The 13,413-nt window shown below is 60.6% G+C and carries 11 protein-coding genes; 5 read left to right on the top strand and 6 right to left on the bottom strand.

What is annotated here, in order from left to right; all coding sequences use genetic code 11:
* Nucleotides 1-17: 17 nt before the first annotated feature.
* On the top strand, nt 18-266 hold the full coding sequence (locus TQ39_RS06250; RefSeq protein WP_155201376.1) for a GNAT family N-acetyltransferase: 249 nt from the start codon (nt 18-20) through the stop codon (nt 264-266).
* Nucleotides 267-363: 97 nt separating this feature from the next.
* On the opposite strand, the gene TQ39_RS06245 is transcribed toward TQ39_RS06250, so the two are convergent.
* Complete coding sequence (locus TQ39_RS06245; RefSeq protein ID WP_009324678.1) at nt 364-2,454, bottom strand: glutamine synthetase III family protein; 2,091 nt, start codon at nt 2,452-2,454, stop codon at nt 364-366.
* Between the two features lie 269 nt (nt 2,455-2,723).
* Between TQ39_RS06245 and murD the strand changes: the two genes are divergently transcribed.
* The 4 genes from murD to cysS all read left to right on the top strand — a co-directional run bounded on the left by murD (nt 2,724) and on the right by cysS (nt 7,639).
* Nucleotides 2,724-4,118: a UDP-N-acetylmuramoyl-L-alanine--D-glutamate ligase gene (murD, locus tag TQ39_RS06240; RefSeq protein WP_050004921.1), complete on the top strand. Its 1,395-nt coding sequence runs from the start codon at nt 2,724-2,726 to the stop codon at nt 4,116-4,118.
* Entirely contained in the window at nt 4,115-4,876 is a 762-nt protein-coding gene (locus tag TQ39_RS06235) for a GNAT family N-acetyltransferase (RefSeq protein ID WP_009324673.1), read from the top strand. Before murD ends, TQ39_RS06235 begins: the two co-directional genes overlap by 4 nt.
* Before the next feature lie 69 nt (nt 4,877-4,945).
* Entirely contained in the window at nt 4,946-6,211 is a 1,266-nt protein-coding gene (locus tag TQ39_RS06230) for a methionine gamma-lyase family protein (RefSeq protein ID WP_009324671.1), read from the top strand.
* A gap of 30 nt (nt 6,212-6,241) precedes the next feature.
* Nucleotides 6,242-7,639: a cysteine--tRNA ligase gene (gene cysS / locus TQ39_RS06225; protein ID WP_050004920.1), complete on the top strand. Its 1,398-nt coding sequence runs from the start codon at nt 6,242-6,244 to the stop codon at nt 7,637-7,639.
* A gap of 211 nt (nt 7,640-7,850) precedes the next feature.
* On the opposite strand, the gene TQ39_RS06220 is transcribed toward cysS, so the two are convergent.
* From TQ39_RS06220 to TQ39_RS06200, 5 genes are all read right to left on the bottom strand, one after another.
* Nucleotides 7,851-9,065: a hypothetical protein gene (locus tag TQ39_RS06220; RefSeq protein WP_050004919.1), complete on the bottom strand. Its 1,215-nt coding sequence runs from the start codon at nt 9,063-9,065 to the stop codon at nt 7,851-7,853.
* Nucleotides 9,066-9,077: 12 nt separating this feature from the next.
* Entirely contained in the window at nt 9,078-10,577 is a 1,500-nt protein-coding gene (locus tag TQ39_RS06215) for an MBOAT family O-acyltransferase (protein WP_050004918.1), read from the bottom strand.
* Nucleotides 10,578-10,985: 408 nt separating this feature from the next.
* Nucleotides 10,986-11,393: a DUF2304 domain-containing protein gene (locus TQ39_RS06210; protein ID WP_009324663.1), complete on the bottom strand. Its 408-nt coding sequence runs from the start codon at nt 11,391-11,393 to the stop codon at nt 10,986-10,988.
* Nucleotides 11,390-12,103: a glycosyltransferase family 2 protein gene (locus TQ39_RS06205; RefSeq protein ID WP_009324661.1), complete on the bottom strand. Its 714-nt coding sequence runs from the start codon at nt 12,101-12,103 to the stop codon at nt 11,390-11,392. Before TQ39_RS06205 ends, TQ39_RS06210 begins: the two co-directional genes overlap by 4 nt.
* A gap of 67 nt (nt 12,104-12,170) precedes the next feature.
* On the bottom strand, nt 12,171-13,400 hold the full coding sequence (locus TQ39_RS06200; protein WP_050004917.1) for a glycosyltransferase family 4 protein: 1,230 nt from the start codon (nt 13,398-13,400) through the stop codon (nt 12,171-12,173).
* Nucleotides 13,401-13,413: the final 13 nt, after the last annotated feature.

The following is a 13,413-nucleotide window of genomic DNA, read 5'->3' as shown; positions in this document are numbered from 1 at the left end:
CGTTTGGTGGGGACGGGCTGTACGACGTCATCGCGGACGTGGTGGTCGCGCCGGAATACCAGGGGCGCGGCATTGGAAAGGCTGTGGCAGAAAAGCTTCTGGCCTATGCCCAAAGCCGGCTGCCTCCGGGCGGACGCACGAGCGTACAGCTTATTGCGGCCGGAGGCAAGGAGGGCTTTTACGAAAAGCTGGGCTTTCGGAAAATGCCGGGCGGGGGCTGCGGCTTTGCGCTGCGGCGTGTGCTGCACGGACACCCGGCGGAATAAGGAAACGGCCCTGTCCCGCGGCTTGCAGCCGCCCGGAACGGGGCCGTTTTGCGTTTGCAGTATGATTTTTGCACACAGAAGCCGTGAGCAGCGGACCTTACAGGTCGAACAGCAGCTCGCAGTAATCCGGCATGGGCCAGTACGTCTGGGGCACAAGCTCCTCCAGCTCGTCGGCGGCCTCGCGCAGGGCGGCCATCTCGTGCTCGCGCAGCGCGCGGCAGGCGTCCGCCCGGGCCTTTTCACCCAAATGTGCAGTGTCCAGCGCATGCAGAGCGCGGCGCAGCGCCTCCATGGCGCCCGCGGTCTTGTCGATGGTGACGCACAGTTTTTCCACCTGCGCCTTGGCGCTGGCACAGGCGCAGCCGTTCCGCTCCGCGTAATATTCCGCGCGGCTCACGCGGGACAGATATTCATAGCTGGCGGGAAGAAGGCTACGGCCTGCCATCTCCAGCATCGTGGAGGCGTCGATGTGGATATGCTTGGCGTACGTTTCCAGCGTGATCTCATATCGGGAGCGGCACTCCGCAGCGGTGAACACCTTGGTGCGCTCGAACATGGCTACATTCTTCTCCGCGATGAAGCCGTCGGCTGCGTCCACCATGCTTTGAATATTGGGAAGGCCGCGGCGTGCGGCCTCGGCGGCCCATTCGGCGCTGTAATTGTTGCCGTTGAAAATGATGCGGCCGTGGGCGTGCCAGGTCTCAGCCACGATTTCCCGCACCACGGCGGAAACATCGTCCGCACCTTCCAATTTGTCGGCAAAATCGTGCAGCACGTCGGCCACAATAGCGTTTGTCACCGCATTGGCAAGGCCGATGCTTTGGCTCGCGCCGACCATGCGGAATTCAAATTTATTGCCAGTGAAAGCGAAAGGCGAGGTGCGGTTGCGGTCGGAATCATCCAGCTTTAAAAGCGGCAGGCTTTTTACGCCCGTCAGAAGCGCGCCGCGCTCTTCCTTTTGCAGTGCGTGGCCCTCGGCAAGCTCCTGCAGCATATGCGTCAGTGCGTTGCCCAGGAAGATACTCACCACAGCAGGCGGCGCTTCGTTGCCGCCAAGGCGTTCCTCGTTGCCCGGGCAGCTGGCCGAAAGGCGCAGCAGGTCCGCATATTTGTCGACAGCCGTCAGCACCGCGCACAGCGTTACAAGAAAAACAGGGTTTTCCTCGGGTTTGTCGGTGGGATTCAGAAGATTTTTGCCCGTATTGGTGACGATGCTCCAATTGTTGTGCTTGCCGCTGCCGTTTACGCCCGCAAAAGGCTTTTCGTGCAGCAGGCATGCAAAATTGTGGCGCAAAGCTACCTTGCGCATCAGCTCCATCATGATCTGGTTGTGGTCGCAGGCGATATTGGCTGTGGCGAATACGCTGGCCAGCTCGTACTGGCCGGGAGCGACCTCGTTGTGCTCGGTCTTAGCGGGTACGCCAAGGCGCCACAGCTCTTCGTCCAGTTCGCGCATGAATTCGCGCACGCGTTCGTTGATGCTGCCGTAGTAGTGGTCCTCAAGCTCCTGTCCCTTGGGCGGCTTCGCGCCCAGAAGCGTGTGGCCGCAGACCTTCAGGTCAAGCCGGCGGTCGAACAGGTCCTTGTCCACAAGGAAATATTCCTGCTCCGCGCCCACAGTGGGCTGTACAGACACCGTTTCGGTATCGCCAAGCGCGCGCAGCACACGCAGAGCCTGTTTGTTGAGCGCCTGCATGCTGCGCAGCACGGGGGTTTTCTGGTCCAGCGCTTCGCCGGTATAGGCGCAGAACGCCGTGGGAATGTACAGCGTGGTGCCCAGCACAAAAGCGGGGGAGGTGGGGTCCCACGCGGTGTATCCGCGCGCCTCGAATGTGGCGCGCAGCCCGCCGGAAGGAAAACTGGAAGCGTCGCTCTCGCCTTTGGCAAGCATTTTGCCGGAAAAATTCAAGATAGGCTCGCCCTGCTTTACACCATCGATAAAGCTGTCGTGCTTGCCGCTGCCCGTGCCCGTCATGGGGCTGAACCAGTGGATGTAATGCGTCGCACCCTGCTCCATGGCCCAGGCCTGCATGGCGTCTGCCACAATATCCGCAACCTCCGGGTTCCAGGGCTTGCCCTCGTCGCGAATCTCACGCAGCGATTCATATACGCTCAGCGGCAGGCGCTCACGCATCACGCGGTCGTCGAACAGATGGCTGCCGAACAGCCCGAACAATTCATTGGCCAAAAACGGTTCCTCCCCTATGAGGCCCGGCAGGGAAAACGATTCCCGGCGCGGGCGTGTCCTGTTTTTTCTGTACGCCCTATATTTTACCATGCGGGGCGGGGGACGCACAAGACAAAATGTTGCCCGGCGGTGTGAAAAAGAGCGGAAAAAGCAGCGTGTGCGCAGAGCCTGCGGAAACACGGCGGAAAATCCTCCAAAATCCCCGCGAACCTTTTAAACTTACCATAAATATGCTATACTATCTATACTTATGCGAATGAGGTGGGACAATGGAGAAACAAATCGAGGATTTTTACCGTTCGCTGCGCGGCAGGCGCGTTGCGTTCATCGGCACGGGCGTCACGAACCAGCAGTGCATTGAGCTGTTCGCACGGTGCGGCGCGCAGATCACGCTGTGCGACAAAAAGCCGGACATCGACGCCTTTGGCCCGTATGCCCAGGCGCTGCGCAAGCTGGACATCCGGTTTTCGCTGGGAGAGCATTACCTCGACGGGCTGGCGGGACAGGAGATGATCATGCGCACGCCGGGCTTTGAATACTATACGCCGGAGCTGGTGGCCGCCCGGGAGGCGGGCGCCGAGGTGACCAGCGAGATGGAGCTGTTCTTCCGGCTTTGTCCCTGCAAGATCGTGGCCGTGACGGGCTCCGACGGCAAGACCACCACCACGACGCTCATTGCAAAAATATTGGAGGCGGCGGGGTACACCGTGCATCTGGGCGGCAACCTGGGCCGCGCGTTGCTGCCTGTGGTGGACGCCATCGCGGCCACGGATGTAGCCGTGGTGGAGCTTTCCAGCTTCCAGCTTATCAGCATGCGCCAGTCCCCGGAGGTGGCGGTGGTGACGAACGTCACGCCCAACCATCTGGACCATCACAAGGATATGCAGGAATACATCGACGCCAAGCGCAATATCCTCCTGTACCAGAAGCCGGGCGGAAAAGCCGTGCTGGGCTATGAAAACGAGGTCACCCGCGCCATGGCCGCGGATGTAAAGGGGAGCTGCCGCTGGTTCACGCGTAAGAGCGTGGTGGAAAACGGTGGTTTCCTGCGGGCGGACGGCATGCTGTGCATGGCGGAAAACGGACGCGTAACGCCCATCGTGCGCCGCGAGGACGTGGCCCTGCGGGGCGAGCATAACCTGGAAAACCTGCTGGCGGCGTTTACAGCCGTGTGGGGTATGGCGGAGGTCTCCACCATGGCCGCCGTCGCCAAAAGCTTTGCAGGCGTGGAGCACCGCATCGAGCCGGTGCGCACGCTGAACGGCGTGCAGTGGTTCAACGATTCCATCGCCACCAGCCCCACGCGCGTCATCGCAGGGCTGCGGGCGTTTGACCAGAAGCTCATCATTATTGCAGGCGGCTCGGACAAAGGCATCAGCTTTGCGCCGCTGGCGCCGGAGCTGATCGCTCATGTGAAAACACTCATCCTTACGGGAGCCACCGCGCAGAAAATCGAAGATGCGGTGAAGGCGGACCCCGGCTTTGCCGAAAGCGGGCTTGTGATTTTGCGGGCGGCGGACATGCCTCAGGCCGTGGAGATGGCCAGAGCGGCGGCGCAGCCGGGCGATATCGTGTCTCTTTCGCCCGCCTGTGCCAGCTTTGACAGCTATCCCAATTTTGAGGCGCGAGGGCGCTATTACAAAGAGCTGGTGAACGCGCTGTGATCGCGGAACTGAATGAGAGCAATCGTCCGCAGTTTCTTGCCGCGGTGCGGGGCAGGCCCTATTTCGGGGATATCCTGCCCGTGCATCTGGCCGTATTCGGCCGCAGCGGCGCGCTGATGCGCTTTTATGTGGCGGATGGTTCCGCCGCCGTACAGCTCAAGGGCCGCAGCGCCGTGCTGTGCGGTACATACGACGCGGAGGAGACGGGCGCGTTCCTGCGTATGCAGGGCGTACGGTATGTGAATGCCGGCGGCGCGGCCCCGGCGGGGTACAGTCCTCTGTACGCGCTGCACAATCTGGTGCTGGCGAAAGCCGCCGCTCCGCCGTGCCCGGACGCTGTCCGCCTGACGCTGGACCGCGCGCCCGCGCCCGCCGAGGTGACGGATTTTATGATGCGCGGCGAGGACGACCCCGGCGCGTGGGACAATTTTTATTCCGAGCTCTGCACAAAGCTGGCCCGGGGCGCGGCCGAGGTGTGGGCCGTGCGGCGGGAGGGCGCGCTCGTTTCTACGGCGGGCGCTTACGCCCTTTCGCCGGATACCGCATATCTGGCCGCCGTTGAAACCTTGGAAGCGCTGCGCGGGCAGGGCATCGGCGGCTGGCTGACGGGCCTGCTTGCAGCGGATCTGGCAGCCCGGGGGCGGCGTGTGGCACTCTCCTGCAAAAAAGAACGGCTGAATTTTTACCACCGTCTTGGCTTTGCGGCGGAGGATACCGTGCAGCGCTATGCGCTGGACGGGCTGCCGGAGGAAAAATAAAGGGCCTGCGCAGCCGGGAGGAAAAACAGGGCGGCGTGCCGCCGACACTACGATGAAAGAGGACAGGGAATGATCGAGCAGTTTTATGATCTGTCGCGCCCGCTGCTGGACGCAGACGAAAGGGCGCTGGCGCTGTGCCGGGAGCAGTTTGCCCGGCTGGAAGAAATCAAGGAATACAACCAGCTGAAAATGCTGAAGGCTTTCACGGACTGCCGCGTGGGCGGCAGCCATCTTGTGGGTACCACAGGCTACGGCATGGACGACGCGGGGCGCGGAAAGCTGGAGGAAGTGTTCGCTGTGCTGACGGGCAGTGAGGCGGCGCTGTTCCGCCACAACTTTATGTCCGGAACGCATACGCTCAGTGTGGCGCTGTTCGGTGTGCTGCGCCCGGGAGACCGCATGGTCGCCGTCACGGGCCGTCCCTACGACACGCTGGCCGGCGTGATCGGTATCGACGGCACCCATTACGGAAATCTGATGGAATTCGGCGTGCAGTACGATGAGGTGGATCTGCTGGCGGACGGCACGCCGGACCTTGCAGGCATTGCCCGGAAGTGCCGCGGGGCAAAGATGTGTTACATTCAGCGCAGCCGCGGTTACGCCGCGCGGCCCGCGCTTTCGCTGGAGCAGATCGAAGCCGTCAGCCGCGCAGCCAAGGCGGTGCAGCCGGATATCATCGTCATGGTGGACAACTGCTACGGAGAGTTCACTCAAAAACAGGAGCCCACCCAGCGCGGGGCGGACCTGATGGCGGGAAGCCTCATCAAAAATCCGGGCGGCGGCATCGCGCCCACGGGCGGCTACATCGCGGGCCGGGCCGATCTGGTGGAGCTTTGCGCCCACCGCCTTTCCGCACCCGGCGTGGGCGGGGAGATCGGCTGCACGCTGGACATGCTGCGCGGCATGTATCTGGGCCTGTACTATGCGCCCGGCGTGGTGTGCGAGGCGCTGAAAACCAGCGTGTATGCAGCCTGTCTGTTCGAGCTTCTTGGTTATGCGGCCACCCCGGCTTACGGCGCGCAGCGGAACGACATTATCACCAGTGTGGAGACGGGCAGCCCGGAGGGTATGGTGGCGCTGTGCGGCGGCGTGCAGGCGGGCAGCCCTGTGGACAGCTTTGCAGCGCCCGAACCGGGGGACATGCCCGGTTACGAGGATCCCGTCATCATGGCGGCGGGCGCATTTACCATGGGCAGCAGCATCGAGCTTTCCGCCGACGGCCCGCTGCGCGCGCCGTATACCGTGTATATGCAGGGCGGCCTGAATTTTGCCGCCGCCCGCGCGGGCGTGCTGCTGGGCGCGGACCGCATGCTGCGTCTGCGGCGCTCTGAATGAAACCCACCCCGAACGGAGGAGGAACATAAAATGAAAATATTCAACACGATGACGCGTAAAAAGGAAGAGCTCACGCCGCTGGTGCCGGGGGAATACCGCATTTATGTATGCGGCCCCACGGTGTACAACTATGTGCATATCGGCAATGCGCGCCCGGTGGTGGTGTTCGATACGCTGCGCCGCTATCTGGAGTATCAGGGAAACAGGGTGCTGTTTGTTTCCAACATTACGGACATCGACGATAAGATCATCGCCAAGGCCAATGAGGCGGGCGTTTCCATGCAGGAGTACGCGGGCCGTTATGAGGCGGAGTTTTTAAAGGATTGCGACGGTCTGAACGCACTGCCGCCCACGGTGCGCCCCCGCGCCACGGAGCACATCGACGAGATATTGTCCATCGTGGCGGACATCATTGAAAAAGGCTACGGCTATGTGGCCAAAAACGGCGACGTGTATTTCCGCGCTAAGAAATTCAAGGAATACGGCAAGCTTTCCCATCTGGTGCTGGAGGACCTTGAAAGCGGCAACCGCACGCTTCGCAGCCAGATGGACGGCGATTTGAAAGAGGACCCCGCGGATTTTGCCGTGTGGAAGGCCGCGAAGCCTGGCGAACCGTACTGGGACAGCCCCTACGGCAAGGGACGTCCGGGCTGGCACATTGAGTGCAGCGCCATGGCGCGCAGGCATCTGGGCAAGACCATCGATATCCACGCAGGCGGCGAGGATCTGATCTTCCCTCACCACGAAAACGAGATCGCCCAGAGCGAATGTGCCAACGGCTGCACCTTTGCGCGGTACTGGATGCACAACGGTTTTTTGAACATCGACAACCATAAGATGAGCAAAAGCGCCAACAATTTCTTTACCGTGCGCGAGCTGAGCGAAGTATACGGCTACGAGCCCATCCGTTACTTTCTGCTGACAGGGCAGTACCGCGGCCCGCTGAACTACACCGCTGAGCTGATCGGCGCATGCAAGGCCAGCCTGGAGCGCCTGTACACCTGCCGGAACAACCTGGACTTTGCCATTGAAAATGCTCACGGCGACGATGAGACGCTGGTGGAAAAGGCCGCGGCTGCCCGTGGAAAATTCTGTGCCGCCATGGACGACGACCTGAACACGCCCGATGCGCTGGCCGCGCTGTTTGACTTTGTGCGTGAGATCAACACGCTTGCGCCGCAGAGCAGCAGAGCTGCGCTGGAGGCCGCGGCGGGTGCTTTTGACGCGCTGACGGGCGTGCTGGGCATCCTATATAACCGCAAGAAGGACGAGATCCCTGCGGATATCCTGGCGCTTGTGGACGAGCGCGCGGCCGCGAAAAAGGCAAAGGACTGGGCCCGCGCCGACGCCATCCGCGCGGAGCTGACGGAGAAGGGCTATGTGGTGGAGGATACTCCCAAAGGCCCGAAAGTGAGCCGCGCAAAATAAGCCGCTCTATCCAAAACACATGACATATCAAACGCCCCGGCGCCGCTATAAACAGCGGCGCCGGGGCGTTTGTGTCGGATTTTTTATTGCTCCGCAATAAAAACGTATCCGGATGGCCGTGGGTCGTGCCCGGCCCACGGCATTAAAATCTCAAGCACCCGGGCACAAAGTGCCCGGGTGCGCGTAAAAACAGCAGCTGCGCTGCTGTTTTTTATGCCGCGTCTGCGGCTTCGTCGTCTGCATCCGGGGCGGCGGCAGTGTAGTCCAGGCTTACATCCACGCCCGCGTCACGGTCGGCCAGAGCCTGGGGAATGCCGGGAAAGAAGCGGGCCAGGCAGTCGCCGTGAGGGTGCAGGCCGTCGTAAAAATCGGCTGATGTGGCGGGAATGGCATAAGGATTATAGCTGCCGTACACGGGGATATTGTATTTTTTTCCAAGCGCGCGCGCGGCTTTCTCGGTGCCGAACAGGCCGCCGTAACGCTCGGTGTCCGATAGGGCGCGGTCGTAGATAATGGGGTGGTAGGGCGAGAGGAGGATGATGACGTTGATGCCCTTCTCCTGCATATACTGGAGCCATTTTTCAAAGATGGCCAGCCGCTGAGCGTCCGGTTCTGTGTAATAATCCAGACGGAACATGCCGTTATTGGCGACCTCCAGCGCGGCATGGTCCACGGCGTCCTGTTTCCAGCCGCGGAATTCCCGGTCGTACACCAGACTGCCGTCGGAACATTTTACCTCGGTATCCTGCTGATACAGGGCGCTGTCGTCCACGGTCTGGGTAGCGCCGCTCTTGTTGGAGCCCTTCAGCATATACTCGATGTTGCCCTGAAAATAGGTCAGATCAAACAGATTTTTCCATGTCTTGGAAAGGTCCTTTTTTTCATACTCTGTGGGAACGTCCAGCTTTTCCGTCAAAAATTCAGCATACAGCGATGGATCGTTGGAGCCGTTGGCGTCCACATCTGTATTGAACAGCCACGGGTCCAGCCCGATGATGACGTTTTTCGGCAGCTTGCCCGCCTTGTCATACAAAGAAAATACGCTCAGCACATCGTTGAAATCCCCGCCGGAGGTACCGCTGTTGTAAAAGCTGGTGCCGACCATTTCACGCGTCAACTGCAAAATGCGGCTGGAACCGAGGGCGATGGTCTCAGGGGTGGTCTCTTCGTTCATGTTGGCGACAATGACTTCAAGCACTTCGAGCTCACGTCCATTGAGCTGGTTGAACCCGACAACGTTTTTTCTTTCAAACAGCATCGTGGCGATCTCCCGAAGATAGGTATCGCCCAAGAAGTAGCCCTGACAATCCACGCCGTAATTGACTGCGACCAGCAACGCAAACACAGGTGTAAACAGCAGTGCCCCCAACGCCAGGCGCAGCGCGGAAAGCAAACGGCTGCCCAAAAAGCGCAATCGTTTTTTCATCTGCCGTCCTCCTTAAAACCTTCCGTAAATAGAGCCCGAGTTGGCAAATGAGCCGAAGAACAGCATGCCCAGCACCAGCGCGTAATACAGCGGCCACCGCAGGAAGATGGGTACCTTGCGGATGGTGCGGTTCACCGGCTCCTGCACAGATTCCAGCGTTTCCACCACAAGGATGCTCACAGCCAGTACCAGCGCCGTCTGCACCGAAAGCCCGATGGAAACAAGCGCGCGGCCAATGGCGTCCGGCGCGGTGAACAGCTTGCCCCAGCCCGAAAACAGATGGCCGTAGATATACAGCGCGTCCGCAATGCCCTTACTGCCTTCAAACACCTCCGACGAACGGAAGAAGATGATACAGCTTGTGAACAGCAGATAGGTAACAGCGGTCTGGAAAATGCGCCGCACAGGCGTGAAATGATACAGCGGATTATGCCGCGTCAATTTACGCCGCGCGTCCTGCGTGGCCTTGCCTACGCACAGGTAAACGCCGTTGAGAAGGCCCCACACCATCATAGACAGGGAGGCGCCGTGCCACAGACCGCTTACAAGGAAAACAACAAGCTGGTTTATGTACTGCCGCGCCTTGCCACGGCGGTTGCCGCCCAAAGGAATGTACAGGTAATCACGGAACCAGCTTGTCAGGCTGATGTGCCAGCGCCGCCACAGTTCGGTAAAGGAGCGGGCGCGCAGCGGCTGGCGGAAGTTTTCCGTCAATTCAAACCCAAACACGGCCCCCGCGCCAAGCGCCACGTCACATCCGGCGGAAAAATCACAGTAAAGCTGATAAGTATACAGCAAGCTGGCCAGCAGCAGGATGGGGCCGGTGTATGCGCCGTAACCCGGGTTGCCGTACACCGCATCCACCGCTGTTCCCAGCGTGTTGGCAATGACGAATTTTTTGAAAAAGCCCCACAGAATGCGGAACAGCCCGCCTGAAACGCGGGCGTAATCGAAGGTCTGCGGCGTTTTGAATTGGGGGATTATATGCTCCGCGCGCTCGATGGGGCCTGTGACGATACAGGGGAAAAAGCTGACAAAGAGCGCATAAAAGAAAAAGTTCTTCTCCGCACGCTGCCGGCCGCGGTACACGTCGATGACATAGCCCAGCGCGGCAAAGGTGAAATAACTGATGCCCACCGGCGCGAGAATATCCAGGCTGGGGGCCGTATAATGCAGGCCGAAGGAATCCAGCAGCGCAGCCAGCGTTTCGCCCAAAAAGTTGAAGTATTTATAATAGAACAGACAGCCCACGCACAGCGCCAGCGACACGACCAGACAGACGCGGCGCATCCATTTGACGCGCAGACGTTCCAGCAGCAGCGCCGCCGCCCAGGTGACGGCCGAGGCCGAAAGCAGCAGCGCCACAAAGCCCGCATTTTCCGGGTCGTACATATAAAACAGGTAACTGCACACCAGAAGCCAGTAGGGACGCACCGCCTTGGGCAGCACGAAGTAGGCCAGGCACGTGCCCGCCAGGAACACAAGGAACGCCACAGCGAAAAAGCTGCTCATGCGCAAAACTCCTTCCGGGGAGGATCGCCGCCCATGGGCGGCGCCAGACTATTGAAAAAGGCAAAGAAGTAAAAGAAGCGTCCGGGGAAAAAGCTGGCGGTGGCAAAGTCATGCATCTTTGCGCGGCAAAGTGCAGGCCACGCGGCGAATGCCGCCAAAAAGGGGTGGTGATTGCGCCCGCAGGCGCGTGTCGGAACGGTGCGAAGCCTCCCTTGCGGGCAACCGCGCTGAAAGCGCGGCTTTTAGCGCGCAGACGCCCCCGCAGGGCCAGTGCCGAGGCATGTGTAGAGCGAAGAGGCCGCCGAAGGCCGCCGTGCGCGGCGAACGGGGCCAAAGACCCTGGTCGTAAGCAGCTTGGCGGAAAAGCGCAGCGTTTTTGACAAGCTGTCGCCGCCTTTGGACGGCGCGTTACGAGGTTTTTTCGTTTTCCGTTTGCTTATCCTGCGCCGCGAGCTGCGCTTCCAGTCTGCGCACGCGCTCTTCCAGGAGGGCGTTTTCCTGCGCAAGGCGCTTGATCTTTTCCGCGAAGCCGGAGACGATGCTGGAAAGGCTGAGCAGCAAAAGCAGGATGAACGCGATGACAAGGAGGAATACCACGTTCACGGGCACAGCCATGCCCAGCAGGTCTGTCAGCACCAGAACGACATAAGGAAATACTGCGAAAACGAGCAGCACTCCGGCCGAAATGAGCCAGATGATGGAGTACCGCACCGTGAGCTTTTTCTTTTTGAGCAGCCACAGGATGAGGGCAAGATAGCACACCGCACCCAGCAAAAGGCCGACACGCAGGATAGGGCTGATGCTCTGCCAGTTCATGCGCGGCCCTCCTTCCGTCTGCCGGAGGTGATGCGGAACACCACCAGCGCAATGCTCACCTTCACCATATAATAAACCGATTTAAAAGGGCTGATGGACGATTTGCCGCCCATGCGCTCTTCCATGACGACCGGGGCTTCGCCCACGCGGTAGCCGTTCAGAACAGCGGTGATAATGGCCTCCGGCTCCGGGTAGTCCTGGGCGTAATGGTCAGCAAAATAGGCGGTCAGTTCCTTGTTGCAGGCGCGGAAGCCGCTGGTGGTGTCCAGTATGCGCACGCCGCACAGAAGACGGATCATCACGCTGATGAAGTTGATGCCCAGCCGCCGCATGAAGCTCGTCTGAAAGCCCTCCTTCGTGATAAAACGGCTGCCGATGCACATGTCCAGCCTGCCCTCGGCCACGGGCCGCACCACGTCCGCCAGAAACAACGGGTTATGCTGGCCGTCGCCGTCCATCTGCACGGTGACGTCATAGCCGTGCTCTCGGGCGTATAAGTAGCCGCTCTGTACGCCGCCGCCGATGCCAAGGTTTACGGGCAGAGAAATGTAATTGTAGCCGCGGGCTCTGCACAGCGCGGCGCTGCCGTCGGTGGAGCAATCGTTGACGATCAGGTAATCCACGTCCGGCGCGGCAGCGTGCAGGCGTTCCACCACGCGGTCCAGGTTTTCTTCTTCGTTGTAGCAGGGGATGATCACAAGGGTCTTCAAACCGTCACCTCTTTGGGCGGGCGCGCCCGCCGTATCAAGTAGTAATACGCGGCAAAAAAAGGTTTTGTTACATTTTTTTACCGGAAAGCACAAAATCCTCCAGCTGCCGCAGCAGCGGCTCGCGCCGGAAATGGGTTTCGTAATAGGCCCGGCCCGCATGGCCAAGGGCCGCGCGCCGCTCCGGCGGCATATCGGCCAGGGCCAGCAGGTTTTCGTACAGTCCGTGTACGTCGCCTGCGGGGCTCGTTAAACCGGCGGCGGCTTCGTCCATCACGCGGGCGGCTTCACCGCTCACCGAAACAAGGCACGGCCGCCCGGCGGCTAAGTAGCTGGTGATTTTTGCGGGCACCGTCAGTCCCACGTCCTCGCTGGCATTCAGTGCGGCAAACAGTGCGTCCGCCATCGTGTGATAGGCAGGGATATCCGTTACGGGATGCTGTCCCTCGAATGTGAACCAATCCGCTACATCCGCTGCGGCAATTTCCTGCTCAAGGGCGTCGCGGCTCATGCCGTCTCCCACGATAACAAAATGCACGTCCCGGCGGTCCGCCGCTTTCAGCCGCCGCGCGCATTCCACCAGAAGCGGCAGGTTTTGCGCGGGGCTGATGTTGCCCGCGAACACCACGTTGAACCGCCCGGCAAAGCGGCTTTCCAGAGCCGCGTCATGCACGTCCTGCGCATACAGGTCTTCACAGTATTGGGGCACCACGGTGCGCTGCGCCCGGGGCGCGATGGCGGCCAGGCGTTCGTCCAGAGCCGGGCTCATGGCCACAAGGCGTTCGCTGCGGCGGTAAAACCAGTGGGAAACGCCCGCAGCCACGGCGCGCAGCGCCTTGTTTCGCACAGGCATCACCGAATACAGGTTTTCCGGCCAGAGGTCCAGCACGTAGGTGGTGAGCGGCACGCGGTGCAGCTTTGCGTACACGACGGCGGGCAGCATCATCAGCACGGGGCTGGTTTCGTAGCAGAACACGGCGTCATATTTCCTTCTGTGCAGGCGCGGCAGATTGAACAGCGCCGTAACGGGGAAGGAAATATAATTGAGGAAGATGCGCAGGGAGGTGTTGCCCCTGCGGCGTATTTCGCCCGCGCGGAAGATCTGCACGCCGGCATGGCTCTCGCGCCGGGGGCCGGTATAACGGTACCCCTCAAACCACTCGCCTTTTGGATAGTTGGGCAGGCCGCACAATACATCCACCTCACATCCGTCTGCCGCAAAGCCCGCGCAGATGTCGGTGATGCGGAAATTTTCGGGCCAATAGTGCTGGCTCACCACAAGAATGCGTTTGCCTTTCACGCAAAAACTCCTT

Origin of the sequence: Ruthenibacterium lactatiformans, from assembly GCF_000949455.1 — a bacterium.
Lineage (GTDB): Bacteria > Bacillota > Clostridia > Oscillospirales > Ruminococcaceae > Ruthenibacterium > Ruthenibacterium lactatiformans.
Note: the sequence above shows the minus strand (reverse complement) of the source record. Positions and strands in the feature narration are given on the sequence as shown.

Coding starts and splice junctions, on each gene's coding strand:
- murD (WP_050004921.1), top strand. CDS start 2,724: ATGGAGAAACAAATCGAGGATTTTTACCGTTCGCTGCGCGGCAGGCGC.
- TQ39_RS06230 (WP_009324671.1), top strand. CDS start 4,946: ATGATCGAGCAGTTTTATGATCTGTCGCGCCCGCTGCTGGACGCAGAC.
- cysS (WP_050004920.1), top strand. CDS start 6,242: ATGAAAATATTCAACACGATGACGCGTAAAAAGGAAGAGCTCACGCCG.
- TQ39_RS06220 (WP_050004919.1), bottom strand. CDS start 9,065: ATGAAAAAACGATTGCGCTTTTTGGGCAGCCGTTTGCTTTCCGCGCTG.
- TQ39_RS06215 (WP_050004918.1), bottom strand. CDS start 10,577: ATGAGCAGCTTTTTCGCTGTGGCGTTCCTTGTGTTCCTGGCGGGCACG.
- TQ39_RS06210 (WP_009324663.1), bottom strand. CDS start 11,393: ATGAACTGGCAGAGCATCAGCCCTATCCTGCGTGTCGGCCTTTTGCTG.